Below are 14110 nucleotides of genomic sequence, written 5' to 3' on the forward strand. Positions count from 1 at the left end.
CCCTTCCGTGCCGGATTACTCCACGGTGATTTCCTCGGTGTGCTGCCGGGGCGCCCCGTCCGCGGTGACGCAGGTGAGCCGGAGCTTCACCCGGCCGGGCTTCCGGAACAGGAGCTCCGTCCGGCCGTGGTCGCTGCCGCGCTGGACGCCCTCCTTCCGGGGGAGGACGGGCCGGTCCTGGGCGTCCAGGACATCCAGGGTCCAGTGGTAGTGGGCGGGGCCCTCCCGGTCCAGGCGGGGCCAGGGGGCCGCCAGCTCCGGCCCGAAGAAGTCCACGGTCAGGGGCAGGCCCCGGGCCGCGGGGGTGCCCGGCAGGTACAGGAGCACCGGGGCCCGGCGCTGGAAGGTGACGGCGGGGGCGGAGAGGCGCGCGATGCAGGTGCCGTCCGCCACGACCAGGTCGCCGCGGGGGTCGGCCACCAGGCCCCGGGGGCCGTCCAGGGCCCCGAAGGCCTCGCCCAGGGGGCCCTTGATGCCCAGGCGGAGCAGGCCGAAGCGGGTGCCGGCCTCGGCGCGGTCCCCGGCCAGGATGCGCAGGTCGGCGCGCCCGTTGGCGGTGGGCCCGATGGCCAGGACGGTGCGGTTGCCCCGGTCCGTGACCATCAGGTCCTGCCCGTGGACCGCCAGGCTGTGGGGATCGTCCAGGCAGGGGATCCGGCCCGGGAGGGGGGAGCCGGGGGCGGTCTGGACGGAGGGGCCGGGCGTGGCGGGATCGCCGCAGAGGGTCGTGATTTCGCCCTGGACGATCCTGCGCACGCTGTGGCCGTCCACGGCGTAGAGCCCCGGGTGCCGGTAGGCCAGGCCCCGGAGGGCGCTGAAGGTGCCCTGGAGGCCGTCCTGGTGGCCGGGGACCCCCGGGAGGCCCGCCACCGTGGACACCTCCCCTCCGGGGGTGATGCGCCGGACCACGTGGTTGCCCCGGTCCGCCACGAAGAGGTTCCCGCCCGGGTCCAGGGCCAGGCCCTGGGGGCTGTCGAACAGGGCCACGGCCGGCATGGCCGCGTCGCGGTGGCCCCGCAGCCCGGGCACCCCCGCCAGGAGGGTGACGGTTCGCCGGTCGGCCACGCCCAGGATGGCGTGGGCGCCCGGGTCGGCCACCAGGAGGGTCCCGTCGGGGCGGGCGGCCACGAAGGCCGGGGCGCGGAAGAGCTCCCCCCGCACCGTGGTGACCTCCCCGGCGGGGCTGACCAGGCGCAGGGCCCGGGCCTCGGGGTCCGCCACCGCCAGGGTGCCGTCCGGCAGAAGGGCCAAACCCTCCGGACGCCGGAAGCGCGCGGAGAGCCCGCGCCCGTCCGCGTCCCCGGGCCCGATGGGGTTGCCCGCGAAGGGCAGGAGGCCGCGCACGGTGATATCCAGGGGGTGGACGAGGCTGATCCATTCGCCCTGGGCGGTCCGTCCCAGGCGTTCCACCTGGGTGCGAGTGACCGCCGCGCGGGCCTGGATCCGGGTGCCCTGGCAGCCCGTGACGTCCCGGCGCACGGGCTCGTCCCCCTCCATCCAGCTCAGGAGCTGGGCGTCGGGGGCCACCCCCGGTGCGGGCCAGGTGACGGTCACGGGCATGCCGTAGCCGATGATGTCCCGCTGCGGGGAGCAGCTGCCCCGCAGGGCCGTCACCCGGGCGTCCGGCGGCCCCAGGCGCCTTCCGGTGACGAAGTCCAGGAAGGGCAGGGCCTCCGACCAGGCCGGGGCGAAGGCCTCCGGGCGGATTTCGCCCACGGTGCGCAGTCCCGGGTGGTCGGGCAGCACCAGGACGCCGGTCTCGTCGCACTGGCCCGGATCCGCGAGGCTGGCCCCGCGCACGGTGTACGACCCCGGCTCGCCCCGGAAGACCCCGTCGGGTCCGATGGATCCGCCCGGCCCCGCCACGGTCCAGGCGCAGGCCACCGGCAGCCCCCCGTGGGTGCGGGCCGTGAAGGCCTGGCTCCGGCCCGGTTGGAGGACGCAGTGGCGGGGCTCCACGAGGATCTGGGCCCCCAGGGGCTGGAGGGCGAAGGCAAGCAAAAGCGGGCGGAGGACCATGGGGCACCGGGAAAGGGGGTGGGAAGAGACCTTCGGCTTCCCAGTGCGCCCCGGGGCTCGGGGAGTTCCGGGGGCCCCCACGATTTCCGTCCCCGGCGGGCCCTCCCGGGAATACCATCGTATAACGATGGAGATCGAAATGAAGTGTTTGGGACTACTTCCCCTTGTCGCCCTGTGGACCCCCGGGCTGGCCCAGGAACCGGTGGACGCCGCCCTGAACGCCCGCATCCGGGCCGAGGCGCTGGAGCGGTCCCAGATCCTGGCGACCCTCCACCCCCTCACCGACGTGTTCAGCCCCCGCCTCACCGGGTCCCCCACCTACAAGGCCGCCGCGGACTGGGCCGTGGACCGGTTCCGGGACTGGGGGCTGGAGGCGCGGCTGGAGTCCTGGAATTTCGGCCATCCGGGCTGGGCCAACGAGCGTTGCGCGGCCCACGTGGAGGCGCCCTACAAGGCCCACCTGGGGGTGGAGGTGGTGGCCTGGACGCCCTCCACCCGCGGCACCGTCCGGGGCGAGGCCTACCTGCTGAAGGTGCCGGAGGAACCCACCCAGGCCGAACTCTCGGCCCTGTTCGAGGCCTCGCGGAAGGCGGTGCGCGGGCGGGTCGTGCTGGCGGGGGCGCCCCGGGAACTTCCCGCCCTCAACCCGTCCCCACGGCCCCCGCGCCTCACGGACGAGGCCCTGGCCCGGCGCTTCGATCCCGCGGCCCCGGAGCCGGGTCCCCGACCCCAGCCCACCCGGCGCGCCGGCGCCCTTCCGGCCCGGGAGGCGGAGGCACAGCTGGACGCCTTCCTGGTGGCATCCAAGGCCCTGGCCCGGGTGAACGACGCGGGCCTGCGCAACGGCCAGGTGCGCGCCTTCCAGAACCGCGCCTACGACACCGCCAAGGCCGTGCCCACCCTCGTCATGCGCCACGAGGACTACGGCCGCATGTGCCGCGTGCTCGCGGACGGCCCCCGGGTGGAGCTGGCCCTGGAGATCGCGAACCGGGAATCCAAGGGGGGCCTGGGCTACAACGTCATCGCGGACATCCCCGGCTCCACCCGGCCCGGGGAGGTGATCCTCCTGGGGGCGCACCTGGACGCGTGGCACACCGCCACCGGCGCCACCGACAACGGCGCCAGCGCGGCGGTGATGATGGAGGTGGCCCGGATCGTCAAGGCCCTGGGCGTCCAGCCCGCGCGCACCCTCCGCTTCGCCCTGTGGGACGGGGAGGAGCATGGGCTCCTGGGCTCCATGGCCTACGTGGCGGCCCACTACGGCACCGCCGAGGCCCCGAAGCCCGAGTTCGGCCAGCTGGTGGCCTACGTCAACATGGACGGGGGCGCCGGGCAGGTCCGGGGGCTCACGATGTTCGGGCCCGCCCAGGGTTCCCGGGTGCTGCGCGAACTGCTGGCGCCCTTCCAGGACCTGGGCGTCCGGGGTGCCTCGGCCACCCGGAACCGGCCTCCCAAGGCCCTCACCGGGCCCTCCACCGACATGAGCTCCTTCACGTCCTCCGGCCTCCCGGCCATGGGCGTCGTGCAGGACGGGCTGGAATACTTCGAATACACCTGGCACACCGCCATCGACACCCTCGACCGGGTTCCCCCGGAGGACGTGAAACGCACGGCGGCGGTGCTGGCCTCCGTGGCCCTCCACCTTGCGCAGCGCCCCGGGCGGCTCCCCTTCTTCTCGAAGGAGACGCTGCCGCCGGCGCCGCCGGAGCCGGCCCGGTAGGGACTGTACCCCTCGGGATCCGGGGGCTGTACCTGTGCAGGACGGGGACCCGGGGCCAGACTGGATTCAATCCCGGAGGTCCCATGAAACCCGCGCTCACCCTGCTGCCCTGCCTTGCCCTGCTGGCGCTCGGCTGCTCCAGTGGAACCAGCGACCGGGGCGTCCTCCCCCAGGCGCCCGTTTCGGTCCTGGTGGGGGGCAGCATCACTCGGGAGGACCGGACGGAAGCCCTCTACTGGAAGGATGGAACGGCGGTTCCCCTGGTGAACGAGGCCGGAATCCATGCCCGGGTCACGGGCTTGGCCGCGTCGGGCTCGGACGTCTACGCCGTGGGCGGCCATTCCGGCCATCCCGCGGAGGGCGCCGTGTGGAAGAACGGGGTGCTGACGCTGGTGCAGCCCCCCCTGCATTCGCCGGACCCCTCCTTCACGGGGAACCCGGCCCTCGCCGGCATCGCGGTGGCGGGCCAGGATGTGTATGTCGCCGGAACCATCTTCACGAACTCCCCCTACAGCCTCGCGGTGGCCTGGAAGAACGGCGCCGGGACGGTACTGGGCGGGGGCTCGGTGGTGTCCAGGACCAGCGCCATCTTCGCGAAGGGTTCCGATGTCTACGTCGCCGGCTGGGACGGGAGTGCCCGGTACTGGAAGAACGGCGTCGCCCACGGACTCGGCTCGTCCACCGGGATCGGCGAGGTGGAGGCGGTGGCCGTCACAGACGCCGGGGAGGTGCTGGCGGTGGGGTACACGGTCAGCACCGGCGGGGTCCAGATGGCCACCCTCTGGCGGAACGGGGAGCCCGTGTTCCTCTCCGACGGCCTCAAGGGGGCCTCCGCCGCGGCACTCGCCGTGGCCGGCACCGACGTCTACGCGGCGGGCTACGTGGTGACGGGCACCACACGCAGGGCCGCGTTCTGGAAGAACGGCGTCCAGACCCTGCTTCCCGCCACCGCGGGGTCGAGCTCGGGGGCCTACGGCATCGCTCCCTATGGGTCCGACCTCTACATCGTCGGATACGAAGACCGCACCGCGGTCCTCTGGAAGAACGGCACGGAGATCCCGCTCACGGACGGGAGGGACTCCGCCTGGGCCTCGTCGATCTGTCTCGTGCATCCCTGAACTGGAGCCGCCATGAAACCCATCCACCGCATCCTCCTGGGCCTTGTCCCCCTCGTACTGGGTTGCGCGTCGTCCTCCCGGGGCACCCACACCCTTCCCCCCACCACCGGGCTGGTCTCGGTGGGCATGACCAGCACCGGCTCCGAGGACTGGGCGGAAATCGACGTGAAGATCGTGCAGGTGAGCCTCACCCCCCAGGGGGGCGGCGAGCCCTTGAACCTCCTGGCGCCCCAGGGCGAACCGCTTCCCGTCAACCTGGCGCTCCTGGGCGGGGCCACGCAGCTTTTGGGGAGCTTCGCCGCGCCCTTGGGCACCTACACCTCCGCGACGGTGACCCTGGCCACGGACACCCGGGACATCGCCCTGACCTCCTCCTCCACGCCCTCCCCGGGGTTCCTCCAGGCGCCCCAGACCAACGTTTCGACCCTCGCGATCGTCGGCGCCGGCGGCAAGGCCACCCTGGCCCTGCAGGTGCCCCTCGGAGCCCCCCTGGTGGTCACCACCGACCGGAACTCCGTGCTGAACCTGGAATGGGATACCAGCCGCCCGGGCTTCATCACCGGCGCCAAGACGCCTTCGAACACCAACTTCTGGACCCTGAGCCTGGAAAACCCTGTCCGCCAGCGCGCGGTGGCCGACCCCGCCGCCATGACCCTCCTGCCCCTGCGGGGCACGGTGTACAAGACCGACCCCTCCCGGCAGACCTTCCAGGTTTCGCCCGCCTTCCGGGCGGGCATCTTCCCCACCGGGTACCTGCCCCAGCTGGTGGGGGTCTCCCTGGACGCGGCGGCCGGAACCACCTTCTATGATGTGGATCTCGGGACCCGGCAGGTCATCAAGGACCTAGCCTCCGTGGGTGACGCGCTTCCCGGGAGACTGGTGTGCGTGGGCGGAGCCCTGCAGCAGGACGGGACCCTGCGGGCCACCCGCATCTGGGCCGGCAAAGGCGAGTTCCTGGGCACCCACATCCTGGGGCGGGTGGTGCGGGTCAACCCGGGCCTGGGGCTGGCGGCCTTCGACGGGGATTCCTTCACCGGCTTCAGCCTGGGATCCGGCGGTTTCACGACCCCGGACACGATCTTCGCCGCGCCGGGCATGACGGCGGGCCCGGACTTCCTGGCCGCGGGCGACCTCTCCCTGGGCTTCACGGCCACCCCCTTCTTCCATTACCCCTCGCACGGGTCTCCCACCCTCGTGGCCGTGGAAATCGTCTCCCCGGATTTCAAGGGCGCGGTCACGGCCGTGGATGGGAATCAGGTGAGCCTCTCCTGCCCCTCGGGATCCGATGCCCCGGCTCTGAACCCGGCCCTGCCGTTCATCGCGCCAGGAACCGCCAACGGCTACGACGCCGCGGGCAAGCCCCTGCAGGGCTTCGTCTGGTGGGAGGCCGGCAGCCCCGATACCGTCCATGCGGGGACGGCGTCCTTCTCCGCCGCCGCGGCCGCGAAGGTGGACTTCGGCGGCACCCTGGGGGCCATCCCGGTCTCGGCCACGGTCCACGCCGCCTGGGGGAACGCCGCGAATCCGTCGGGCTGGAGCGCCCAATGGGCGGTGCTGGAGACCCTGACCCTGCCCGTGGGCACCGTGGCCGTGCCCTACGCGTCCACGGGCTTCGGCCTGGCCCTGCCCGGCGGCGACACGACGGTCCTGGTGGACATGGACGCCTCCACGGCCTGCTACCGGTTCAGCGTTCCCTCCGCGACCTGGTATGGGGTAAACCCCTGGCCCACCCTCACGGCCGTGGCCCCGTCGGCGGCCCTCACCCAGGGGGTGGCGGTGCAGGTCTTCGGGATTCCCCAGGCCAATGGCCATCTCAAGGCCCGGACCGTCTTCCAGTGCGTCTATTCTAACTATTGATCGGGCAATGACCGGGGGCGGCGTGGCAAAGGCAATGGACCTGGAACTTCGTCTGGAGCCCGGGTCCCGCGCCCCGCTCTACCTCCAGGTCGCCGGCGCCGTGGTGCGGGCCATCGCCCGGGGCCGCCTTCGGCCGGGCATGGCCCTGCCGGGGGTGCGGGAACTGGCGGCCCGGCTGGGGGTGACCGTCAACACCATCCTGGCCGGCCTGCGAGAACTGCAGGCCCAGGGTTGGCTCACCTCCCAGGAACGGGCGGGGTTCTTCGTGTCCGGCACCCTGCCGGTGCCCAGGCGTGAAGGGGCCCAGGGCGCCGGCGGCGCCCCCGGGTTCGATGTGCCGGAGGGGCTCCCGCCGGTCACCAGCCCCGCGGGCGTGGTGATGGACCTCTCCGAGGCCTGCGCCGACGCGCGGCTCGCGCCGTTCCTGGAACTGGGGCGCGCCTACCAGCGGGGCCTGCGGCTCAAGGGGCCCGAACTCATGGGTTCCCGGGACCCCATGGGCCTCCGCAGGCTCCGGGAGGTGCTCGCGGCGCACCTGGGGGTGAGCCGGGCCCTTCCGGCGGATCCGGGGCGGATCCTCATCCTCCACAGTTCCTCCATGGCCATCACGCTGGTGGCCCAGGCCCTGGTGGGGGGCCGGGGCGGAACGGTCGCGGTGGAGGATCCGGGCGATCCGGCCCTGTGGGAGACCCTCCGCCAGGCCTGCACGGCCCAGGTGCGCGGCCTGCCCGTGGACGCGGAGGGCCTGCGGGTGGAGCCCCTGGAGGCCCTTCACCGGGAGGGTTCCCTGAAACTGCTGGTGCTCACGCCGGGGTGCCACTTCCCCACCGGGGCGCGCCTGTCGGATCCGCGCCGGGCCGCGATCCTGGAGCTGTCCCGGCGGGGGCGCTTCCCCATCCTCGAACTGGACCCCGAAGGCGAGCACCTGGACGCCCCGGAACCCCTGGCGGCCCTGGACCCCGGGCAGGTGCTCCACGCCGGGAGCCTTTCCCGCGTCTTCGCGCCGGCCCTGGGGGTGGACTACCTGGTGGTCCCGGAGGCCATGGCCGCCCCCCTGGCCAGGGCCCGGCAGCGCCTGGACTGGCAGGGGGATCCCGCCACGGAGTGGGCCCTGTCCGAGCTGTTCCTGGACGGGGAGATGGAGCGCCTGATCCTGCGGGTGCGCAAGGCCTGCCTGGAGCGGGCCGAAGCCGTCCAGGACGCCCTGGGCCACGCCCTGGGGGACCGCCTGCGCTGGCGGGGCGGGGCCATGGGCCTCTGGATGGAGGGCCTGGGACCCCTGGGGGACCCGGCCACCTTCGGGGCCTGGATCAAGGGCTGCCAGGCCCAGGGGCTCAAGCTCCGTCAGGGCCGATACTACAGCTTCGCCGGGGCGGATCTCGCCGCGACCCGCCTGGGCTTTTCGGCCTTCACGCCGGAAGAGCTCCAGCGGGCGGTGGCCATGATGCGATAGGGGCGAATCCGCGCAGGACCTCCAGGATCTCGGCGTCCCCGGGGCGCTCGCCGGGCGCCTTCCGCCCCAGGCGCGCGGCCAGGTCGCACAGGGCCCCGGGGGCGTCGGGGCGCAGGCTCCGCACCTCGGGCAGCGGTTGGGTGCGGTGGGCCTCCAGGATCTGGAACGCCGAGGAGCCGCTGAAGGCCTGCCGCCCCGTGAGCATCTCGAAGAGGATGAGCCCCAGGGCGTATCCGTCCGCCTCCGGGCCCACCTGGGGGTTCGCCAGGCATTCCGGGGCCGCGTACGACGGCGTCCCGATGAACATCGTGGAGGACGTGGCGGTGCCGTCCAGGACCCGGGCCACCCCGAAGTCCATGACCCAGGCGCCGGCCGCGTTGAGCATGATGTTGGCGGGCTTGAGGTCCCGGTGCACCACCTGCTGCGCGTGGGCGTGGGCGATGGCCTCGGCCACGTGGATGGCGATGGCGGCGGCCCAGGGCACCGGGAGGGCTCCCCGGTCCCTGAGGAAGGCCTCCAGGGTGGTGCCCTCGATGAAGGTCATGGCGATCCAGAGGTCCTCCTCGGAGGGCTCGGGGGTGAGGATGGGGACGATGTGCGGATGGTGGAGCCGCCCCCCCAGGGCGGCCTCCCGGCGGAACCGGGCGCGGAACTGGGGGTCCTGGGCCAGGTGCCGGTGGGGGACCTTGAGGGCCACCGGCGCGCCCGTATCGCGGTGGACGCCCAGGTAGGCCGAAGCGCAGCCGCCGTCGCCCAGGAGGCGCAGGGGGCGGTAGGGGCCGAAGCTGCGCGCGAGGTTGGGATCGGCGGCCACGGGGGGCGGGGCCGCCGCGGGCCGCCTACGCAGGGCCAGCCCCAGGCCCAGGGCGGCGAGCCCCAGGCCCCCCAGGACCCAGCGCCGGCCGGATCCGGAGGGCGCGGACGGCGCCGGGACCGGGACCGTCCGGATCACCGGAGCCGGGGAGGGTTCCTGGGGGGCCCTGGGGGTGGGCCGGGCCGGCTCCGGCCTGGATTCCCGGGGCGGGGTTTCCCGCGGCCCCGGATCGGGAGGCCGGGCCTCCGCGGGCCGTTCCGGGGCCGGCGCCCCGGGGGCGCGGACCGTGACCGGCGGCGGAACCGCGGCGGGCGCCGTTTCCGGCGGCGCCGCGGGGGGGGCCGGCTTGGGGGCGGCGGCGTGGAGGCGCTTGCGCAGGACCTCCCGTTCCGGCCCGGGCTCGATGCCGAAGCGCTCGGAAAGCCCCAGGGCCCGCTCCGCCCCGGCCCCGTCGCCCAGGGCGAGGAGGGCCTCCGCCAGCCTGAGGTACGGGAAATAGGACGGGATGAAGTTCAGGCCGTAGGTCTTCACCTGGCGGCCCGGGGTGGGTTCCAGTTCGATGGCCCTGGCGAAGGCCTTGGCGGCCAGGGCGTAATCGCCCCGCTTCTGGGCCTCGAGCCCGTCCTGGTAGGCGGTGTGGAAGGTGAACCAGGCCGGTGCCGCGACGGCGACGAGGATCGCCAGCGGCCCTGACGGGAGCATCCAGGTCATCCGAAGATCCAGGCCAGGGCCCGGTGCACGGGCCCGGTCTCGAACTGGTAGATGCAGGAGAGGTACAGCCGGTATTCCTCCAGGCGCTCCATGCCGTAGGCGGTGGAGGCGACGCCGCCGATGGGGGCGTCGGTGTTGTAGCGGGAGATGTACCGGTGATCGTGGGTGGCCTTGAGGGCCATGTCCAGGGTGAGGTTCCGGAGCTTGACGCCCGCGCCCACGGTCCATCCTTCCAGGATGCGCTGGGCCCCGGTGAGGGGGTCCACCAGGGGCTGGGGCTGGCGGAAGGCGCCGGCCCGCAGGGGGACCACCAGTCCGGGCCGCACCAGGGCCAGCCACTCCACCCCCACCTTCAGGTCGGTGGCCTTGGGGGTCTGGGACCGGGACTGGAGGTCGAACCAGTTGAGGCCGTCCAGGGAACCCCCGTGGAACCGGGCCCTGGACCAGGGGGTGAGGCTCCAGTCGGCGGTGACCAGGGTGCGGGAGCCCAGGTGGAGGCCCAGGCCCCAGGTGAGCGTCTCGGGCCAGTTGATGGCGGTGGACGTGGCGCCGCTGGTGGTGGTGGCGGGGATGCCGACCGCGTTGTCCAGGTAGGTGTAGGTGTTCGTGAAGACGTAGGTGGCCTGGAACGGCGTGCGGTACGTGAAGCCCAGGTTCAGCCACTCCGAGCGCCAGATGAGGCCCAGGGTGGCGTTGAGGCCCTGGAAGGTGCTCTCCTGGGAAAGGTTCGAATCGAAGATGTGGTCCACGCCCGTGGTGGTCCGCTGGGAGAAGGAGGTGAACCCCGAATGCCCGGTCCAGCGGTTGACGGCCAGGCCCAGCAGGATGCGGCTGGAGACTTCGGCGCCCAGGGCCAGGGAATACTGGGAAACGCCTCCGGTCTGGCCCACGGTCTGGCCAATGGCCTGCGAAGTGGTCCCGCCGTTGGTGGAGGCGAGGTAGGACACGTCGCTGCGGTAGGTGAAATCGAAAACCTTCTGGTAGCTCAGCAGGAGCACCAGGTTGTGGCCCCCCAGCTTCCAGGGCACCGCCACCGAGGCGAAGCTCAGGGCGAGGTCCCGGTCCTTGTTGTAGGTGTCCTCGAAGGCCGTCCTCACCCCGGCCACGCTGCCCGTGAACCCCTTGAAGTCCAGGTTGCGGGTGAAGCCCTGGGCCACGGCGGAGACCTCGGGCCGCACCAGCTGGGCCAGGCCCGCGGGATTGTAGGACACGGCCGTGGCGTCGTCGGCGACGGCCGTGAAGGCGCCCCCCATGCCCATGGCCCGGGCCCCCGCGCCCTCCACCGTGAAGGCCGTGCGGGCCTGCTGGGTGAGCAGGAAATAGGGGGCCGCCGAAGGCTCCTGGGCCTGGGCGCGGAGGCCCAGGGGCCCCAGGGCCAGACCAGCCAGAAACCAGCGTCTCAAGGGCATCGGCTCCCCATCCAAATCACGTCGAGCGAGGTACCCATTTTGCGCTGGATGGGCGCCGGGCGCCAGCTTCAGTAGCCGGCGGCCTGGCCATCCTTGCGGCTTTCGCTGGCGCCGAAGTACACCCCGTTGCGGGGGTCGAGGCGGATGCCCTGGTAACCGCCGTATCCGCCCAGCATCCAGGCCACGCCGTGGCCCATGTCCATGAGCTTGCGCACGCTCTCCAGGGGGAAGCCGCTTTCCAGCTGCACGGTTCCCGGAAGGCGGCCCTTCTCGCCGGTGGGCTCGGGGGACCCTTCGTGGGCCCACCGCGGCGCGTCGCCGGCCTCCTGGACGTTCATGCCGAAATCCACGATGTTCATGACGATCTGCACGTGGCCCTGGGGCTGGAACTCGCCGCCCATGACGCCGAAGCTCAGGAACGGCTCTCCGCCCCGGGTGATGAAGGCCGGGATGATGGTGTGGAAGGGGCGCTTTCCGGGGGCGTAGGTGTTGGCTTGCCCCGGCTCCAGGGAGAAGAGCTCCCCCCGGTCCTGGAGGCAGAAGCCCAGGTCCCCCGGGGTCATGCCGCTGCCCATGCCCCGGTAGTTGCTCTGGATGAGGCTGACCATGTTGCCTTCGCCGTCGGCAACGGTGAGGTACACGGTGTCGCCGTCCTTCAGGGCGGGGTTGCCGGCCTCCAGGCGCCGCGCGGCCCGGTCCTCGCGGATGAGGGCGCGGCGCCTGGCGGCGTAGGCCTTGGAAAGGAGCCCCTCCACAGGGACCTTCACGAAATCCGGGTCGGCGTAGTACCTGGCCCGGTCCTCGAAGACCAGCTTCTTGGCCTCCGCCACCAGGTGCAGGTGGCGGGGGCTGCCGAAGGGGATGGTGGAGAAATCGTAGCCCTCGAGGATGTTCAGCATCTGGAGGGCGGCGATGCCCTGGCCGTTGCCGGGCAGTTCCCACACGTCGTAGCCGCGGTAGTTGACGCTCACGGGGTCCAGCCAGTCCCCGTGGTGGGCGGCGAGGTCCTCGTAGGCCAGGAAGCCGCCCTGGGCCTTCATGTAGGCGTCGATCCTCCGGGCGATGTCGCCCTTGTAGAAGGCGTCCCTGCCCCCCGCGGCCACCTGGGCCAGGGTCCTGGCCAGGCGGGGATTGCGGAAGAGCTCGCCGGAGGCCGGGGCCCGCTGGCCGTCCACGGAGTAGGTCTCCCGGAAGCCGGGGTACTTCCCCAGCGAATCCATGCTGCGACCCATGTAGTAGGCGACGAGTTCGGAAACCGGGAAGCCTTCTTCCGCGTAGCGGATCGCCGGGGCCAGGAGGGCCGCCATGGGCAGCTTGCCGAAGCGCCCGTGGAGCATGAACCACCCGTCCACCGCCCCGGGAACGGACACCGGCAGGGGCCCCGTGGGGGGGATGTGCCGGAGGCCCAGGTTCCGGAAGTGCTCCAGCGTCAGGGACTGCGGGGACCGGCCGCTGGCGTTGAGGCCGTGGAGCCGCTTCGCCTTGGCGTCCCACACCAGGGCGTACAGGTCCCCGCCCATTCCCGCGCCGGTGGGCTCCATGAGGCCCAGGGCCGCGTCGGCGGCGATGGCCGCGTCCACGGCGGAACCGCCGGCCTTGAGGATATCCAGGGCGATCTGGGTCACCAGGGGCTGGCTGGTGCAGGCCATGCCGTGCCGGGCCGCCACCTCGGACCGGGTGGCGAAGGCGCGTCCCGTCACCCGGTCGGCGGCCGTAACCGCGCCCGCCAGGCATAGGCAGAGGAGGGGCATTGTCCATCGCATGGGTATACCTCGTGTCAAGATACCTAAACGTACAGGATCGACAGGGGGGCCGTCCAGGATCAAGGTAGGGGGATACATCCCCCAACCCACCCCGTATCCCGAACGGAGGAGAGCCATGAACCGACACTCGCTTGTGCAGAAGGCCCTCGGCGCGGCGGCCCTGATCGCCTCCGCCGCCCTCCCGGGAGCCCCGCCCGCCGCGGCCCCCGCGAAGATCGGCTTCGTCTACGTGGGCCCCGTGGGCAACGCCGGCTGGACCTTCCAGCACGACGTGGCCCGGCGCCAGATGGAGAAGGAGATGGGCGGCAAGGTCACCACCACCTTCGTGGAGAACGTGCCCGAGGGCGCCGATTCCGAGCGGGTCATCCGCGAGATGGCCCGGTCCGGCTGCAAGGTGGTGTTCTGCACCTCCTTCGGCTACATGAACCCCACCCTGGCCGTGGCCAAGGCCTATCCCAACACCGTGTTCATGCACGCCACCGGCTACAAGACCGCCCCCAACGTGGGGGTCTACAACGCCCGGTTCTACGAGGCCCGGTACCTCTGCGGCGTCATGGCCGGCAGGCTCACCCGGTCCCACGTGGCCGGCATCGTCGCCGCCTTCCCCATCCCCGAGGTGGTCATGGGCATCAACGCCTTCACCCGCGGCATGCGCAGCGTGGATCCCAAGGCCAGGGTCAAGGTCATCTGGACCAATTCCTGGTTCGACCCCGGCAAGGAACGGGAGGCCGCCCTCACCCTCATCACCCAGGGCGCGGACATGATGACCCACGACACGGATTCCACCGCCGTGATCCAGGCCGCGGAGGAAAAGGGCGTCGGCGTGTTCGGCTACAACTCCGACGAGGCGAAGTTCGGCCCCCGGGCCACCCTCACCAGCCTGGTGCACCTCTGGGGCAACTATTACACCCGCACCGTCAAGGCCGCGCTGGCCGGCACCTGGAAGCCCGAGAACGTCTGGGGCGGGTTCAACCAGGGCATGATCGCCCTGGCCCCCTTCGGCCCCAAGGTCCCCAAGGAGCTGGGCGCCTCCATCCTGAAGCTGCGCGACCAGATCAGCGCCGGCAAGTTCCACCCCTTCGCCGGCCCCGTGGTGGACCAGGCCGGGACGGTGCGCGTTCCCGCCGGGAAGACGATCTCGGACGCGGACCTGGACAAGATGAACTATTACGTCGAGGGGGTCGACGGGGTCATGCCCAAGGCTTAAGGCAAGCTATTAGGCGGGCAAGCATGAAATCGAGATTGG

At 72.4% G+C, this 14110-nt stretch carries 9 protein-coding genes; 5 read left to right on the top strand and 4 right to left on the bottom strand.

Translation table 11 applies throughout. The features are described 5' to 3' along the window. Positions 1-15 precede the first annotated feature (15 nt). Complete coding sequence (locus R2J76_RS02275) at positions 16-2019, bottom strand: NHL repeat-containing protein (RefSeq protein ID WP_316414154.1); 2004 nt, start codon at positions 2017-2019, stop codon at positions 16-18. Positions 2020-2158: 139 nt separating this feature from the next. Between R2J76_RS02275 and R2J76_RS02280 the strand changes: the two genes are divergently transcribed. From R2J76_RS02280 to R2J76_RS02295, 4 genes are all read left to right on the top strand, one after another. Further along, positions 2159-3739, top strand: a complete 1581-nt coding sequence (locus R2J76_RS02280; protein ID WP_316414155.1) for a M20/M25/M40 family metallo-hydrolase — start codon at positions 2159-2161, stop codon at positions 3737-3739. Positions 3740-3822: 83 nt separating this feature from the next. After that, positions 3823-4857, top strand: coding sequence for a hypothetical protein (locus R2J76_RS02285; RefSeq protein ID WP_316414156.1), 1035 nt, complete (start codon positions 3823-3825; stop codon positions 4855-4857). Between the two features lie 12 nt (positions 4858-4869). Next, a complete protein-coding gene (locus R2J76_RS02290; protein WP_316414157.1) occupies positions 4870-6714 on the top strand; it encodes a DUF4382 domain-containing protein in 1845 nt (614 codons plus the stop codon). Positions 6715-6736: 22 nt separating this feature from the next. After that, a complete protein-coding gene (locus R2J76_RS02295) occupies positions 6737-8167 on the top strand; it encodes an aminotransferase-like domain-containing protein (protein WP_316414158.1) in 1431 nt (476 codons plus the stop codon). Here R2J76_RS02295 and R2J76_RS02300 read toward each other — a convergent pair. The 3 genes from R2J76_RS02300 to ggt all read right to left on the bottom strand — a co-directional run bounded on the left by R2J76_RS02300 (position 8124) and on the right by ggt (position 12864). Continuing rightward, positions 8124-9692, bottom strand: a complete 1569-nt coding sequence (locus tag R2J76_RS02300) for a serine/threonine-protein kinase (RefSeq protein ID WP_316414159.1) — start codon at positions 9690-9692, stop codon at positions 8124-8126. The two genes, R2J76_RS02295 and R2J76_RS02300, sit on opposite strands and share 44 nt — an antisense overlap. After that, positions 9689-11095 (bottom strand): OmpP1/FadL family transporter, encoded by a 1407-nt coding sequence (locus tag R2J76_RS02305; RefSeq protein ID WP_316414160.1) that lies wholly within the window; start codon positions 11093-11095, stop codon positions 9689-9691. Before R2J76_RS02305 ends, R2J76_RS02300 begins: the two co-directional genes overlap by 4 nt. A gap of 74 nt (positions 11096-11169) precedes the next feature. Continuing rightward, positions 11170-12864, bottom strand: a complete 1695-nt coding sequence (gene ggt, locus R2J76_RS02310; protein ID WP_316414161.1) for a gamma-glutamyltransferase — start codon at positions 12862-12864, stop codon at positions 11170-11172. Positions 12865-12979: 115 nt separating this feature from the next. Between ggt and R2J76_RS02315 the strand changes: the two genes are divergently transcribed. Beyond that, positions 12980-14071 (top strand): BMP family ABC transporter substrate-binding protein, encoded by a 1092-nt coding sequence (locus R2J76_RS02315; protein WP_316414162.1) that lies wholly within the window; start codon positions 12980-12982, stop codon positions 14069-14071. Positions 14072-14110 lie beyond the last annotated feature (39 nt).

It is taken from the genome of Mesoterricola silvestris (assembly GCF_030295405.1).
Lineage (GTDB): Bacteria > Acidobacteriota > Holophagae > Holophagales > Holophagaceae > Mesoterricola > Mesoterricola silvestris.

Coding starts and splice junctions, on each gene's coding strand:
- R2J76_RS02285 (WP_316414156.1), top strand. CDS start 3,823: ATGAAACCCGCGCTCACCCTGCTGCCCTGCCTTGCCCTGCTGGCGCTC.
- R2J76_RS02300 (WP_316414159.1), bottom strand. CDS start 9,692: ATGACCTGGATGCTCCCGTCAGGGCCGCTGGCGATCCTCGTCGCCGTC.
- ggt (WP_316414161.1), bottom strand. CDS start 12,864: ATGCGATGGACAATGCCCCTCCTCTGCCTATGCCTGGCGGGCGCGGTT.
- R2J76_RS02275 (WP_316414154.1), bottom strand. CDS start 2,019: ATGGTCCTCCGCCCGCTTTTGCTTGCCTTCGCCCTCCAGCCCCTGGGG.
- R2J76_RS02315 (WP_316414162.1), top strand. CDS start 12,980: ATGAACCGACACTCGCTTGTGCAGAAGGCCCTCGGCGCGGCGGCCCTG.
- R2J76_RS02290 (WP_316414157.1), top strand. CDS start 4,870: ATGAAACCCATCCACCGCATCCTCCTGGGCCTTGTCCCCCTCGTACTG.
- R2J76_RS02280 (WP_316414155.1), top strand. CDS start 2,159: ATGAAGTGTTTGGGACTACTTCCCCTTGTCGCCCTGTGGACCCCCGGG.